We start from the raw sequence: 13640 nt of genomic DNA on the forward strand, positions 1-13640 counted from the left end.
AGGTGCGTTGAGACTCGACTCGGACGCCTCAAGCCCTCGTCAAACCGCGTCCGGCACCACCGCCGTGGCCTCGATCTCCACCTTTGCGCGTTCCTCCATCAGGCCGGCCACCTGCACACACGCCATCGCCGGAAAGTGCTTCCCCAGCACCTCGCGGTACACGGCGCCCAGCTCCTTCAAGCGCGCGTTGTATTCCTTGCGGTCCACCACATACCAGGTCAGCCGCACCAGATGCTCGGGCCCTGCACCACCGGCCTCCAGCACCGCACGCACATTCAGCAGGGTCTGCCGCGTCTGGTCGATGAAGTCATCGCTCTCAAACTGCTGCTGCGCGTTCCAGCCGATCTGGCCGCCGGTAAAAACCATCGTGCCGCGTGCGGCCACGCCGTTGGCGTAGCCCTTGGGCGCGAGCCAGCCCTCGGGTTGCAAAAGGGTGTTTTTCATCATATTGCTTTTGTCGAGGAAGAAGGAGCGTGCGCCGCACCCTGGCGCAGCTTGAAGCGCTGCAGCTTGCCCGTCTCGGTGCGGGGCAAGGCCGTGACAAACTCCACCACGCGTGGGTACTTGAACGGGGCGATGGTCGCTTTCACATGGTCCTGCAGCGTCTTGACCATGGCCGCATCGCCCGTATGGCCGGGCTTCAAGACGCAGATGGCCTTGACCACCATGCCGCGCTCCTCGTCGGGCACGCCGATCACGCCGCATTCGGCCACGGCCGGGTGGCGCAGCAGGGCGTCTTCAACCTCGGGACCGCCCACGTTGTAGCCGGCGGTGATGATCATGTCGTCGTCGCGCGCCTGGTAGAAGAAGTAGCCGTCGGCGTCCTGCGTGAACGCATCGCCGGGGTAGTTCCAGCCGTCCTTCACATACTTGGCCTGGCGCGGATCGTCCAGGTACTTGCAGCCCGTGGGGCCGACGACGGCGAGCTTGCCCACGGTGCCCAGTGGCACCTCATGGCCATCGTCGTCCACCACCTTGGCGGTGTAGCCGGGCACGACCTTGCCGATGGCGCCGGGGCGTGTTTCGCCGCCTGCCGACGAGACAAAGATGTGGAACATCTCGGTGGCGCCGATGCCGTCCGTCATGTCGATGCCGGTGGCGTTCTTCCATAGCTGGCGCGTGGCGTCGGGCAGGCCCTCGCCGGCGCTCACGCTGATGCGCAGCTGCGGCAGGCCGATCTGCTGGGCGAACGGCGCCATCTGCCGGTAGAAGGTGGGCGCGGTGTAGCAGATGGTGACGCCCGCGTCGCGCATGAGCGTGACCATGGTCTCGGGTGTGTAGGGCTGGTCCGGGAAGTACACGCTGGCCCCGGCCCACATCGGGAACACGAGCAGGCCGCCCAGCCCGAAGGTGAAGGCCAGCGGCGGCGATCCGGCCACGATGTCGTCGGGCGTGGCCTTAAGCACGTGGCGCGGCCAGGCCTCGCAGGCGGCCAGCACGTCGCGGTGGGTGTGCACCGCCGCCTTGGGCGCGCCCGTGGTGCCCGAGGTAAAAGCCATCAGCGCGATGTCGTCGGCCGATGTGGGACAGGGCGGTGTAGTGCCCGGCTTGGCCTGGGCGCGCTGGACCAGGTCGGCGGCGTCGGGCGCGGTGTGAAAGGTCACGGCGGTGGTCAGCACCGGTTGCTGCGCCTGCGCCGCCTGCAGCTCGGCCAGCAGGCGGCCGTCGCACAGTGCTAGCGTGGGTTGCGCGCGTTCGATGATGCTGGCGAGCTCGCCCGCGCGCAGCAGCGGCATGGTGGCCACCGCGACCAGGCCGGCGTAGACGGTGCCCAGCCAGGCCAGTGCCATCTCCACCGTGTTGCCGCCGCGCAGCAGCACGCGGTTGCCGGGCACGAGGCCATGGTCCTGTGTGAGCACTTCGGCAATGCGCGCGGCCTCGGTCCAGGCGTCGCGGTAGGTGTAGGTGCGGTGCGGGCCGCGCAGCAGGGGCCGGTCGTTGTGGCCGGCGCGCTCGGCCTGTTCGAACAGGGCGAGCACCAGGTTGGCCTGGTCTGCGATCTGCAGTTCGGGCAGGTCGTAGCGCATGGTCGGCAAGGCGGATGCGGGTGGCAGGCGGTCGTGCACGAAATGGTCGGGCTGGGCGGAGGGTGCGGAAGAGGCTTTCATGGGATCACTCCTGCAGGACGGCCTTGCCGATGATGAGTTGCTGCACTTCGGTGGCGCCTTCGTAGATGCGCAGCGAGCGGATGTCGCGGTACAGCGACTCGACCTTGCTGCCGACTTCCACGCCGCGCCCGCCGTGCAGTTGCAGTGCCATGTCGATGACACGCTGGGCGTTTTCGGTAGCTGTCATTTTTGCCATCGCCGCTTCGGCCGTGACGCGGGTGCCGCCACGCTTTTCACCCTCGTCGCGCAGCCAGGCCGCGCGGTAGGTCAGCAACGCGGCGCTGTCCACCAGCGCGGCCATCTCGCCAATCTTGGCCTGCGTGAGCTGAAAGTCCGCCAGCGTCTGGCCGAACATGCGGCGTGTTCGTGCGTGGTGCACCGCCTCGGCCAGTGCACGGCGCGCCATGCCCAGCGCGGCGGCGGCCACCGATGCGCGGAAGATGTCGAGCGTGCGCATGGCCAGCTTGAAGCCGCCGTTCTCTTCGCCGAGCAGCGCATCGCCACGCACTTTGCAATCGGTGAACTGCAGCGTGGCCAGCGGGTGCGGCGCCATCACGTGGATGTGGCGCGAGGCGTCCAGCCCCGGCGTGTCCGCGTCGACGATGAAGGCGCTGATGCCCCGCGTGCCGCCGGCCGGGTCGGTCTTGGCGAACACGCAGTAGAAGTCGGCGATGCCGCCGTTGCTGATCCAGGTCTTGGTGCCGGTGAGGGAATATAAGTCTTTTTGGCCGCTAGCGCTGGATGGATAAGCGCTAGTAGCTATTGTTTGCATAGCACCCACGTCGGACCCCGCTTCGGGTTCGCTGAGCGCGAACGCCGCGATCAGCTCACCGCGCGCCACGCCCTGCAGGTAGTGCGCCTGCTGCGCCGGGCTGCCCGCCAGCGTGATGGCGCCACTGCCCAGCCCCTGCATGGCAAACGCAAAATCCGCCAGCGGCGAGTGGTAGGCCAGTGTCTCGCGCAGCAGCACCAGCGCGCGCGAGTCGAGTGCGGGCAGTGCGCCGCCGTGTTCTGCGGGCACGCAGTAGCGCAGCCAGCCGCCTGCACCCAACCGTTTCACCCACTCACGGCAAGCAGCGCGGTCGTCGGTTTCATCGACCTGCTGCGCGCCAACCCAGGGCACCAGGCCCTCGGCCAGCGCGCGGTGGGCGTCGTCAAAGAAGGGCAGGGCCAGGTGCGCCGTCGATGGCGGGCGGGGGGCGGGGGGCGTTGCTACGTGCATCTTCTCAGTCCCCCTGGAACACAGGCTTTTGCTTGGCAGCAAACGCCTCGTACGCACGCCGAAAGTCTTCGGTCTGCATGCAAATCGCCTGCGCCTGCGCCTCGGCCTCGATGGCCTGCTCGATGGTCATGCTCCACTCCTGGCTCAGCATGGTTTTGGTCATGCCGTGCGCAAAGGTGGGGCCGTCGGCCAGCGTGCGCGCCGTGGCCTGCACGTTGGCCAGCAGGTCGGCGCTGTCGAACAGATCGTTGAAGAAACCCCAGGCCAGGCCCTCGTGCGCCGTCATCGCGCGGCCGGTGAACAGCAGTTCGCTGGCGCGGCCCTGGCCGATCATGCGGGGCAGCAGCGCACAGGCGCCCATGTCGGCACCTGCCAGGCCCACGCGGGTGAAGAGAAAGGCCGTCTTGGTCGCCTCGGTGCCGTAGCGCATGTCGCAGGCCAGCGCCATCATCGCGCCCGCACCGGCGCAGATGCCGTCGATGGCGCCCAGGATGGGCTGCGGGCAGGCGCGCATCGCCTTGATCAGGTCGCCGGTCATGCGCGTGAACTCCAGCAGCTCGGGCATGGTCATAGTGGTCAGCGGGCCGATGATCTCGTGCACGTCGCCGCCGGAGCAGAAGTTGCCGCCCGCGCCGGTGACGACGATGGCCTTCACGTCGGTGGCAAAGCGCAGCGCGTAGAAGAAGTCGCGCAGCTCCGAATAGCTCTGGAAGGTGAGCGGGTTCTTGCGGTCCGGCCGGTTGAGCGTGACGGTGCCCACGCCAGCATCGAAGCTCCAGGCAAAGTGTTCAGCGACGTAGCCGGCCTGGGGGTTGAACTGCTCGCGCATGGGGTTGCTGGCCCCGATGAAGTGTTTCATTCGGCTGTCTCCAAAGAGTTGTCTTGTGTGTGTTCTTTCACCTTGCCCAGCAGGCGGTGCAAGGTGGCAATGTCACGTTCGCCCAGCGTGGCAAACGCTTCCACGATCCACTGCTCGTGCTGGCGCGCCATGTCGTTGAACTGCTGGCGGCCTTGTGGCGTCAGGCGCACTAGGTACGCGCGGCGGTCGCCCTCTACGTCCAGGCGCTCCACCAGGCCCTCAGCTACCAGCTGGTCGGTGATGCCGGTGATGTTGCCGCTCGTCACCATCATGCGGCGCGAGAGCTCTTTCATCTTCATACCGTCCGGCGCGCGTTCGAGCTGCGCCATCAGGTCGAAGCGCGGCAGCGTGGTGTCGAACTGCGCGCGCAGGTTGCTGCGCACCTGTTTTTCGATGAGCTGCGTGCAGGTGAGCAGGCGCAGCCACAGGCGCAGCGCTTCTGGGTGTTCGCTGGGGGCCGCTCCGTGCAGGCGGGCTTCGAGGTCCATGGTCAGCCTTCTTCCTCGGATGCTCTGTTTTTAGTAGCTGAAAGTGCTTGTGCAGCTAGCGCTGCGACCTGTTTTTGCTTTGAAATCTCGCGCAGCATCTGGTCGCGGCCGCTGGCGTACTGCACGGGCCAGTCGGTGTGTGCGGCGGCCACAGGGCTCAGCTGAGCGGCGGCGTGCAGCGTCCAGGCCGGGTCGGCCAGGTGCGGACGGGCGATGGCGCACAGGTCGGCGCGGCCGGCGGCAATGATGCTGTTGGCGTGGTCGGCCTCGGTGATCGCGCCCACGGCCATGGTGGCAATGCCCACCTCGTTGCGGATGCGGTCGGCAAACGGCGTCTGGTACATGCGGCCGTACACGGGCTTGGCGGCGCGTGTGGTCTGGCCGGACGACACGTCGATCAGGTCGGCTCCGGCGGCCTTGAACAGGCGGGCAATCTGCACTGCATCGTCCGGCGTAGTGCCGCCCGGCGCCCAGTCGTGGGCCGAGATGCGCACGCTCAGCGGCTTGTCAGCAGGCCACACGGCGCGCACGGCGGTAAACACTTCGAGCGGGTAGCGGCAGCGGTTGTCGATGCTGCTGCCGCCGTATTCGTCCGTGCGCTGGTTGGTGATGGGGCTGATGAAGCTGGCCAGCAGGTAGCCGTGTGCGCAGTGCAGTTCCAGCCAGTCGAAGCCGCAGGCGACTGCGCGCCGTGCGCTGTCGACAAACGCGGCGGTCATCCGGTCCATGTCGGCGCGGGTCATCGCGGCGGGGGCCTGGTTCTGCTCGCCGTAGGCCAGCGCGCTGGCGGCGAGCAGGGGCCAGTTGCCCTCGGGCAGAGGCTCGTCCGTGCCCTCCCAGCCCACGCGGGTCGAGCCCTTGGGCCCGCTGTGGCCCAGCTGCAGGCCGATCCTGGCGGTGCTGCTGCCGTGCACGAAGTGCACGATGCGCGCAAACGCGGCCTGCTGCGCGTCGTTCCACAGGCCTGTGCAGGCGGGGGTGATGCGGCCCTCGGGCGTGGGGCTGGTCATCTCCACCATCACCAGCGCCGCGCCGCCGAGGGCCCGCGCGCCCAGGTGCACCAGGTGGAAGTCTTGCGGCACGCCATCGACCGCGCTGTAGGTGGCCATGGGCGAGACGACGATTCGGTTCTTGAGCGTGATTCCCTTGAGCGTGAACGGTGTGAGCATCGGGGGAATGGCCGCTTTGCCCCCGGCGAGCCACGCCTCGTAGCCTTCTAGCCACGCCGCATCGCGCAGCCGCAAGTTCTCGTGGCTGATGCGCTGGCTGCGCGTGAGCAGCGAGTACGCGAACTGCTCCACCTCCATGCCGGTGTAGCGGTTCACGTTCTCGAACCACTCGGTGGAGTTGCGCGCGGCGTTCTGGATCTTGAGCACCTCCACGCTGCGGCGCGCCTCGTAGTGGGTGAGCACCTCGTCGATGGGCAGATCGGTGGCGAATTCGTTGGCCAGGTCGATCGCGTCTTCCAGCGCCAGTTTGGTGCCGCTACCAATCGAGAAATGCGCGGTGTGCGCCGCGTCGCCCATCAGCACGATGGGCACACGCTTGCCGCCCACGGTCTCGCGGTGCACCCAGGTGTTGCAGATCACGCGCGGAAAACGAATCCAGTTGGCCGAGCCGCGCAGGTGCGTGGCGTTGCTGATGAGGGCGTTCCCGTCGAGGTACTTGGCAAACAGCTTCTCGCAGAACGCAATCGCCTCGGGTTGCTCCATGGCGTCCAGGCCGTGCGCCTTCCACACCGCTTCGGGTGTCTCGATGATGAAGGTGGAGGTGTGGGCGTCGAACTGGTAGGCGTGCGCCTGAAACCAGCCGTGCTCGGTCTGCTCGAAAGCAAAGGTAAAAGCGTCCAGTTTTTTGTGTGTGCCCAGCCACACAAATCGGCACTGGCGCAGGTCGATGTCGGGCTGGTAGGTGGCGGCGTAGCGGGTGCGGATGCGGCTGTTGAGGCCATCGCTGGCGATGACCAGGTCGGCGTCGTACTGCGCGGCCAGCGCCTGCTCGTCGGCCACATCGGTCTCGAACACCAGCTCCACGCCCACTGCCAGGCACCGGTCCTGCAGGATATTGAGCAGCCGCTTGCGCCCGATGCCGCAAAAGCCGTGGCCCGAGGAGCGCACGCTGCGGCCCTTGAAAAACACCTCGATGTCGTCCCAGTGGTTGAACGCATCGCCGATGAGCACGGCCGAGGGCGCATCGGCCGCGCGCAGGTTCTCCAGCGTCTGGTCGGACAGCACCACGCCCCAGCCGAAGGTGTCGAAGGGCCGGTTGCGCTCCACCACCGTGACCCGGTGGGCAGGGTTTTGCTGCTTCATGAGCAGTGCGAAGTACAGGCCTGCGGGCCCGCCGCCAATGCAGAGGATGTTCATGGGAAAATAGTTTAGGCCTAAACAAACTGCTGTCAATGGGGCCTTCCCGGCGCCCCTCGGCGGGGCCAAGGCCCAAGGCGCTGCGGTTGACGCAGTGCAGCAACCCGCCAAGAATGAAACGCATGAAGCAGCTTCTCGACACCCTGGAGGGACGGCTGGCGGCCCTGCCGGTCCCCATGGCCGTGCAGTTGCCCGCTGGCCAGCAGCTGGGTGCGCGCGACCCCGCGGTGCTGCTGCGGTTTCGGGACCGCCTGGCGCTGGTGGCCCTCGCCACCGGCGAGATCGGCAACGTAGGCGCAGCCATCGTCGAAGGGCGCGTTGCGCTGGAAGGAGGCATGCGCGACCTGATGGCGGCGGCTGCGGGCCTGCTCACGCGCGACCCGGCGCGGGACCAGCACCACAGCTGGTGGCAGCGCGTGCTGGCCCGCGCGCGGTCGATGGCGGCGCACACGCTGGTGCACGACGCGCGCCAGGTGCAGTTCCACTACGACCTCTCGGACGACTTCTATGCGCTTTGGCTGGACCCGCGGCGGGTGTATTCGTGTGCGTACTTCCCCGATGCCGGCATGTCGCTGGACCAGGCGCAGGAGGCCAAGCTCGACCACATCTGCCGCAAACTGCGCCTGTCGCCCGGCGAGCGTTTTCTGGACATTGGCGCGGGTTGGGGTGGCCTGCTGCTGTGGGCTGCCGAGCATTACGGTGTGGATGCGACGGGCATCACGCTGTCACGCAACCAGCACGCGCATGTGCAGCGTCTCATTGGGGAGCGGGGGCTGCAAGACCGGGTGCGCGTGCTGCTGTGCGACTACCGCGAGCTGCGGCCCGACGCCCCCTTTGACAAGATCGCCTCGGTGGGCATGTTCGAACACGTGGGACGCGCGCAGATGGGCCGGTACTTCGGCACCGTAGCGCAGCTGCTGCGGCCCGGCGGACTGGTGCTGAACCACGGCATCACCGCCGGCGCGGTGGACAACGCGCACCTGGGCGCGGGCATGGGCGAGTTCATCGAGCAGTACATCTTCCCGGGCGGCGAGCTCATTCACGTGAGTGCGGTGCTGCACGATATGGCGCGTGCGGGCCTGGAGATGGTCGACACCGAGAACCTGCGACCGCACTACGCGCGCACGCTGTGGGCGTGGTCCGACGCGCTCGAGGCCCGGTTGCCGGCGGCGCGCGAGGTGCTCGCCGCACAGTCGGGCGCAGACCGGGGCGATAAGGTATTGCGTGCGTACCGCCTGTATCTCGCGGGCAGTGCGCTGGGGTTCGAGCGGGGCTGGATGGCCCTGCACCAAATGCTGGCCACCAAGCCCGACGGCGACACGGCCACCGGGGCCATGCCCGGCGCACAATCTGCCTACCCTTTCACCCGCGGGTACATGTACCCGCACTGACCCGACAACCCAAGGAACGTCTCGACATGCTCTACAAATTCAAGTCCCGCGCCGCCGCCGATCTGATCATGCTGGAGCCGCAGGGCCGGCAGATCGTGACCATCATGGGCAAGGCGCCGGGTGCCAGTGGCATCGTGACCGCTGCGCAGATCCCTGCCGCCATTGCCGCGCTGGAAGCGGCTGTGGCCGCCGAAGAAACGCAGCCGCCATCCGACGACGGCGCAGAGGAGACCACGGCCGAGGAAAGCACCGAGGCGGTGCGCCTGCGCCAGCGGGTCACGCCGCTGATCGACATGCTGCGACGCAGTGCGGCAGAGAATGTGGACGTCGTCTGGGGAGTGTAGGCGCCGCACTGCCGCTGGCCAGCCCGGACAAGCACCGCTGGACGCTGGCGTGTGCTGCCGGCGGGGCGGTGACTTGCCGGCGCATGCCGGAGCCGCCGCGCCGGCGCAGGTAGCCGGACCCGCTTCCTCAATCCCGTCGCTTCGTATCCTTCGCTCTGAGGCCTGGCTCTATCGAAGTAGCCTCGCCCCGTCCTGTTTCTCCGAACATCCATGATCGATCACACATCGCCGCTTGCCGTGGTGCAGGCGCAGCTCGATGCCTACAACGCCAAGGATATCGAGGCCCTGCTGGCCACCTATGCCCCCGACGCGCAACAGCACGTGCTGCATGGCGAACTGCTCGCCCAAGGCCACGCAGCCCTGCGGCCGCGTTTTCTCGCGCGGTTTGCAGAGCCCGACCTGCGGGCCCGGCTGCTGTCGCGCACGGTGATGGGTAGCGTGGTGGTGGACTTCGAATTGATCACGCGCAACTTCCCGGAAGGCCTCGGGACGCTGGAGATGTTGTGCGTGTATGAGGTCGCCAGCGGGCGGATCCAGCGGGCCTCGTTCGCCACGGGCGAAAAGCGCCTGCTGCGCAAGGCTGGTGCCACCGCGGCCTGACCCACAACAGGCCCCCGATGGCTGGCGGCTGGGGCCGTAGCTTGCGATCCCCCGCGCGTCAGTCGACCTTCGCCCCCGACGTCTTCACCACCTGCGCCCACTTCTTGTGTTCGCTGTCGATGTGCTTGGCAAAATCGGCCGGTGTGTTGCCGCCAGGGATGGCGCCCTGGGCCACCAGCCGTTCCTTGATCGCTGGCGTGGCCAGCGACTTGGCGACTTCCTGCTGGATGCGGTTCACGATGTCCTGCGGCGTGCCGGCGGGGGCCAGCAGGCCGAACCAGGAACTGGCCTCATAGCCCTTCAGGGTGGGCCCGCCGGCCTGCTCCACCGTGGGCACATCGGGCAGGGCGCTGGATCGTTCCGAGCTGGTCACTGCCAGCGCAGTGAGCTTGCCCGCCTTGATCTGCGCCATGGATGACGGCAGGTTGTCGAACATCACGTCGGCATTGCCCGCCACCATGTCCAGCAGCGCAGGGCCCGATCCGCGGTAGGGCAGGTGCAGCATGAAGGTGCCCGTCATGCTCTTGAACAGCTCGCCCGCCAGATGGATCGATGTGCCGTTGCCGCTCGACGCCATGTTCATCTTGCCCGGGCTGGCCTTGGCCACACGGATGAAATCCTGCACGTTGGTGATGCCCTGGGCCTTGGCCTTGTCCGCGTTCATCACCATCACATTGGGCACCGCAGCCACCATGGTGATGGGCACAAAATCCTTGATGGGGTCGTAGGGCAATTTGGCATACAGCGCGCGGTTGATGCCGTGGGTGCCCACCGTGCCCATGAGCAGCGTGTATCCGTCGGCAGGCGACTTGGCCACGATATCGGCGCCGACGTTGCCGCCTGCGCCGGCACGGTTGTCCACGATGAATTGCTGGCCAAACGCGCGGCTCAACTCCGGCGCCATGGCGCGGGCCAGGATGTCCGTGGTGCCCCCGGGCGCAAACGGCACAACAATGCGCACGGGCTTGGTGGGCCAGCCGCCGGACGCCTGGGCATGGGCTGAGCGCGGGGCCAGCAGCGACCCCGCCGCAGCCAGCGCCAGGGCGCCGACGGCACTGAGGGTGAACGCCAGCGCCATGGCTTTGCGGCGGCTGCGCGCGGACGCGCGGGCCTGAACTTGGGCGCTGGTGCGTGCTGCGTGGTGGGGGGCTGATTGCGGGTGCGCCATGGGCGGGCTTTCGTGTGGGTGTGTGGGCGCAGCGAAATGCTGTCGTACCCCTTTTTTACGCGCGCTGGCGCGCAGGGTTCACATGGATTACCCGCAGCGCGCGCACTGCAATGCGGATGGAAGCGGCAGACGCAAAAAAGCCACCGGGCCAAGGGCGCGGTGGCTGGTGCGTGGCAACCCGCCAAGTTGCAGGCGGGCAGGCGGTCAGTGCGCAGATCAGTCGGCGTACGACCCTGCAGCCTTGATCGCGACGCCGAATTTCTCGGTCTCGGCCAGCACAAACTTCTTGTGCTCGGCGGGCTCGACGCGCTTGTCGTTGGCGACCACGGCGCCCAGGCCTTCCTGCTTCTTGATGAAGTCAGGGTCCTTCAAGGCGACCTTGAGGGCGTCGTTGATCTTCTTGAGCACGTCGGCGGGCGTGCCCTTGGGCGCATACAGGCCGTGCCAGATGGTCACGTTGAAGTCCTTCACGCCGGATTCGGCCAGCGTGGGCAGGTCCTTCAGGGCCGGCGTGGTCAGGCGCTTGCTGGTGGTCACGGCATAGGCCTTGACCTTCTTGGCTTCGATCTGCGAGGTGGTGTTGGTGGTCTGGTCACACAGCACGTCGATCTGGCCGCCGATCAGGTCGGTCATGGCGGGTGCGGTGCCCTTGTACGGCACAGCCGTCATGTCGATCTGCAGTGCGCTCTGGAAGATCAGGCCGCACAGGTGCGAAGCCGAGCCCTGGCCGGCGTTGCCCAGGTTGATCTTGCCCTTGTTCTGCTGCAGCCAGGCAGCCAGTTCCTTGTAGTTGTTCGCGGGCATCGACGGGCGCGCGATCAGCGTCATGGGGACGTCATTGATGACGCCCAGGTATTCGAAGTCGTTGGCCACGTTGAAGGCCAGCTTGCGGTACATCGTGGGCATGGTGGCCATGCTCACGTGGTTGAGCAGCAGGGTGTAGCCGTCGGGTGTGGCACGGGCCACCTTGGCAGAGCCGATGGAGCTGCCGGCGCCGGCGGAGTTGTCCACCACCACGCTCACGCCGCCCAGGGGCTTGCGGATGGCCTCGGCCAGGTCGCGCGCCACGCGGTCGGTGGGGCCGCCTGCCGCGTAAGGAACCACGATGGTGATGGTCTTGTCCTTGGCGGGGAACTCTTGGGCGCTGGCGCCAAAGGCAGCGGCTGCAGCGGCAGCGATCAGCGCGAGTTTCAGCATCTTCTTCATGGTCTCTCCTGTAAATGACGGGCCATGATAGCCAGGGGGATTTGCCGAAACATTGCGGATATTACGTAGCCCACCACTGGCATGGTCTTTAAGTGAAACAGGCCGGTAACGCTTATGGATAAAGGGCTTGGTGCTACTAAAAATAGAGCAATGATTAGGGTAAATACTGCAGTTCCCGGTCTCGGCAAATGGGCATGTGGAGCGCAGAAACACGCTCGCAGAACGCCCGAGAGCGGGTCCAGTCGCCTGGGCTGCGCCCGGCGTGCCAACGTCCTCGTGTAAAGCACTTGCGCTGGGCAGGCGCACCGCAGCCGCTTCGCCAGCGGGCCCAGCGCGCCCCAGCTGGTCCCCCGAGGGCGGCGCTTATGCCAGCCGCTGCAGACTTGGAATGAGGCCGTGCCCCTCACGCCCGCGGTCCGCGAAGCCTGCGCGCGCTGCGGCAGGGCCCCCGGCGCGGCTACTTGTAGCTGCGCGCGTCCTCGATCACCTTGCCGTCGTTGGGCAGGGTTCCTGGCGCCACCATCTGGACCTCGCCGCGCAGCTTGGTCACTTCGCGGATCGCATCGCCCAGCTGGCGCGCCAGGCCCTCGGCCGTTTCCGCAGTCTCCACCTGCAGCACCATCTGGTCGTTGGCCATCTCGCCGCTGACCACCAGCCGCGCGCGCAGCACCTGCGGAAAGCGTTTGGCGACCGCAGCGACCTGGCCGGGGTGCACGAACATGCCGCGCACCTTGGTGGTCTGGTCCGCGCGGCCCATCCAGCCCTTGATGCGCGTGTTGGTGCGGCCGGTGGGGCAGGTGCCGGGCAGCACGGCCGAGAGGTCGCCGGTGCCAAAACGGACCAGCGGGTAGTCGGGGTTGAGCGTGGTGACCACCAGTTCGCCCACCTCGCCCTCGGGCACCGGGTCGCCGGTACCAGGGCGCACGATCTCGACGATCACGCCTTCGTCGAGCACCAGGCCTTCGCGGGCGGGGGTCTCATACGCAATCAAGCCCAGGTCGGCCGTGGCGTAGCACTGGTAGCCCGCGATGCCGCGCTCGGCAAACCAGTCGCGCAGCGAGGGCGGAAAGGCTTCGCCGGAGACGAGCGCCTTGGTCACGCTGGGCAGTGGCACGCCCATCTCGGCAGCCTTCTCGACAATGATCTTGAGGAAGCTGGGCGTGCCGACGTAGCCCGCAGGCTGCAGCTCGGCCATCGCGTGCACCTGCTGCTCGGTCTGGCCCGTGCCGCCCGCAAACACCGTGCAGCCCAGCGCATGTGCGCCGGTTTCCATGATCGACCCTGCGGGCACGAAGTGGTAGCTGAAGCTGTTGTGGATCAGCTCACCGGGCCGAAAGCCAGCCGCGTAGATCGCACGCGCCATGCGCCAGTAGTCGCGCCGCGTGCCCTCGGGTTCGTAGATGGTGCCGGGGCTGGCAAACACGCGGGGCATGCCCGCTCCAAAACTCAGCGCGGAAAAGCCGCCAAAAACGTTGGAAGCGCGCCGTGCCTGCTGCCGTTCCAGCAACTCGTATTTGCGGGTGACAGGCAGCTTGGCCAATGCCGCGCGGCCCGTCACGGCGTGGGCGTCGACGCCCGCCAGGATGTCGGCGAACGCAGGGCTGGCCTGCTGCGCATGGGCAATCTGCTGGGGTAGCGCCGCCATCAGCGCGGCCTCGCGCTCCTGCGGGCTGCGGGTTTCCAGGGCGTCGTAAAACGTGCTCATGCCATGGGTCCTCTGCGATGTTTTTGAATGAAATTGGCCTCTAGCGCTTGTCTATCAAGCACTGATAGCTATGAAATCAGGAGTAATGAACGACATGGTCTTGTTTGCGGCACCACGACAAAAACTGCCACTGCCCGTCCCAGCGCACCCGTGGAACTGGCTTTGCCAGGCCACCGGGTGCGT

The 13640-nt window shown here is 67.2% G+C and carries 12 protein-coding genes; 3 read left to right on the forward strand and 9 right to left on the reverse strand.

The features are described 5' to 3' along the window. Positions 1 to 39: 39 nt before the first annotated feature. The 6 genes from ACSQ3Q_RS02895 to ACSQ3Q_RS02920 are packed head-to-tail and all read right to left on the reverse strand — an operon-like array spanning position 40 to position 7043. Positions 40 to 444 carry a RidA family protein gene (locus ACSQ3Q_RS02895; RefSeq protein WP_436132918.1) on the reverse strand — a complete coding sequence of 135 codons (405 nt, stop codon included), beginning with the start codon at positions 442 to 444 and terminating at the stop codon, positions 40 to 42. Then, positions 444 to 2108 (reverse strand): AMP-binding protein, encoded by a 1665-nt coding sequence (locus ACSQ3Q_RS02900; protein ID WP_436132919.1) that lies wholly within the window; start codon positions 2106 to 2108, stop codon positions 444 to 446. Before ACSQ3Q_RS02900 ends, ACSQ3Q_RS02895 begins: the two co-directional genes overlap by 1 nt. A gap of 4 nt (positions 2109 to 2112) precedes the next feature. Then, on the reverse strand, positions 2113 to 3330 hold the full coding sequence (locus ACSQ3Q_RS02905) for an acyl-CoA dehydrogenase family protein (RefSeq protein WP_436132920.1): 1218 nt from the start codon (positions 3328 to 3330) through the stop codon (positions 2113 to 2115). Positions 3331 to 3334: 4 nt separating this feature from the next. Further along, positions 3335 to 4189: an enoyl-CoA hydratase family protein gene (locus tag ACSQ3Q_RS02910; RefSeq protein ID WP_436132921.1), complete on the reverse strand. Its 855-nt coding sequence runs from the start codon at positions 4187 to 4189 to the stop codon at positions 3335 to 3337. After that, positions 4186 to 4677 carry a MarR family winged helix-turn-helix transcriptional regulator gene (locus ACSQ3Q_RS02915; RefSeq protein ID WP_010462889.1) on the reverse strand — a complete coding sequence of 164 codons (492 nt, stop codon included), beginning with the start codon at positions 4675 to 4677 and terminating at the stop codon, positions 4186 to 4188. The genes ACSQ3Q_RS02910 and ACSQ3Q_RS02915 overlap by 4 nt, the downstream gene beginning before the upstream one ends. 2 nt (positions 4678 to 4679) lie before the next feature. After that, positions 4680 to 7043, reverse strand: a complete 2364-nt coding sequence (locus ACSQ3Q_RS02920; protein ID WP_436132922.1) for a bifunctional salicylyl-CoA 5-hydroxylase/oxidoreductase — start codon at positions 7041 to 7043, stop codon at positions 4680 to 4682. A 122-nt stretch (positions 7044 to 7165) separates the two neighbouring features. Here ACSQ3Q_RS02920 and ACSQ3Q_RS02925 point away from each other — a divergent pair, with 122 nt between their 5' ends. The 3 genes from ACSQ3Q_RS02925 (at position 7166) to ACSQ3Q_RS02935 (ending at position 9378) form a co-directional block, all read left to right on the forward strand. Continuing rightward, positions 7166 to 8434, forward strand: a complete 1269-nt coding sequence (locus tag ACSQ3Q_RS02925; RefSeq protein WP_436132923.1) for a class I SAM-dependent methyltransferase — start codon at positions 7166 to 7168, stop codon at positions 8432 to 8434. Positions 8435 to 8460: 26 nt separating this feature from the next. Next, on the forward strand, positions 8461 to 8778 hold the full coding sequence (locus ACSQ3Q_RS02930; RefSeq protein WP_436132924.1) for a DUF1840 domain-containing protein: 318 nt from the start codon (positions 8461 to 8463) through the stop codon (positions 8776 to 8778). A gap of 210 nt (positions 8779 to 8988) precedes the next feature. Continuing rightward, on the forward strand, positions 8989 to 9378 hold the full coding sequence (locus tag ACSQ3Q_RS02935; RefSeq protein ID WP_436132925.1) for a nuclear transport factor 2 family protein: 390 nt from the start codon (positions 8989 to 8991) through the stop codon (positions 9376 to 9378). Between the two features lie 58 nt (positions 9379 to 9436). On the opposite strand, the gene ACSQ3Q_RS02940 is transcribed toward ACSQ3Q_RS02935, so the two are convergent. The 3 genes from ACSQ3Q_RS02940 to ACSQ3Q_RS02950 all read right to left on the reverse strand — a co-directional run bounded on the left by ACSQ3Q_RS02940 (position 9437) and on the right by ACSQ3Q_RS02950 (position 13457). Next, positions 9437 to 10456, reverse strand: coding sequence for a Bug family tripartite tricarboxylate transporter substrate binding protein (locus ACSQ3Q_RS02940; RefSeq protein ID WP_436136922.1), 1020 nt, complete (start codon positions 10454 to 10456; stop codon positions 9437 to 9439). 306 nt (positions 10457 to 10762) lie between these two features. Then, positions 10763 to 11752 carry a tripartite tricarboxylate transporter substrate-binding protein gene (locus ACSQ3Q_RS02945; protein ID WP_436132926.1) on the reverse strand — a complete coding sequence of 330 codons (990 nt, stop codon included), beginning with the start codon at positions 11750 to 11752 and terminating at the stop codon, positions 10763 to 10765. Positions 11753 to 12209: 457 nt separating this feature from the next. After that, complete coding sequence (locus tag ACSQ3Q_RS02950; RefSeq protein WP_436132927.1) at positions 12210 to 13457, reverse strand: phenylacetate--CoA ligase family protein; 1248 nt, start codon at positions 13455 to 13457, stop codon at positions 12210 to 12212. Positions 13458 to 13640 lie beyond the last annotated feature (183 nt).

It is taken from the genome of Acidovorax sp. LjRoot129 (assembly GCF_964253765.1).
Classification (GTDB): domain Bacteria; phylum Pseudomonadota; class Gammaproteobacteria; order Burkholderiales; family Burkholderiaceae_C; genus Acidovorax.

Excerpts from the sequence above, each read along its gene's own strand:
- ACSQ3Q_RS02910 (WP_436132921.1), bottom strand. The coding sequence starts at position 4,189 with ATGAAACACTTCATCGGGGCCAGCAACCCCATGCGCGAGCAGTTCAAC.
- ACSQ3Q_RS02900 (WP_436132919.1), bottom strand. The coding sequence starts at position 2,108 with ATGAAAGCCTCTTCCGCACCCTCCGCCCAGCCCGACCATTTCGTGCAC.
- ACSQ3Q_RS02925 (WP_436132923.1), top strand. The coding sequence starts at position 7,166 with ATGAAGCAGCTTCTCGACACCCTGGAGGGACGGCTGGCGGCCCTGCCG.
- ACSQ3Q_RS02940 (WP_436136922.1), bottom strand. The coding sequence starts at position 10,456 with ATGGCGCTGGCGTTCACCCTCAGTGCCGTCGGCGCCCTGGCGCTGGCT.
- ACSQ3Q_RS02945 (WP_436132926.1), bottom strand. The coding sequence starts at position 11,752 with ATGAAGAAGATGCTGAAACTCGCGCTGATCGCTGCCGCTGCAGCCGCT.
- ACSQ3Q_RS02895 (WP_436132918.1), bottom strand. The coding sequence starts at position 444 with ATGAAAAACACCCTTTTGCAACCCGAGGGCTGGCTCGCGCCCAAGGGC.
- ACSQ3Q_RS02930 (WP_436132924.1), top strand. The coding sequence starts at position 8,461 with ATGCTCTACAAATTCAAGTCCCGCGCCGCCGCCGATCTGATCATGCTG.
- ACSQ3Q_RS02950 (WP_436132927.1), bottom strand. The coding sequence starts at position 13,457 with ATGAGCACGTTTTACGACGCCCTGGAAACCCGCAGCCCGCAGGAGCGC.
- ACSQ3Q_RS02935 (WP_436132925.1), top strand. The coding sequence starts at position 8,989 with ATGATCGATCACACATCGCCGCTTGCCGTGGTGCAGGCGCAGCTCGAT.
- ACSQ3Q_RS02905 (WP_436132920.1), bottom strand. The coding sequence starts at position 3,330 with ATGCACGTAGCAACGCCCCCCGCCCCCCGCCCGCCATCGACGGCGCAC.
- ACSQ3Q_RS02915 (WP_010462889.1), bottom strand. The coding sequence starts at position 4,677 with ATGGACCTCGAAGCCCGCCTGCACGGAGCGGCCCCCAGCGAACACCCA.
- ACSQ3Q_RS02920 (WP_436132922.1), bottom strand. The coding sequence starts at position 7,043 with ATGAACATCCTCTGCATTGGCGGCGGGCCCGCAGGCCTGTACTTCGCA.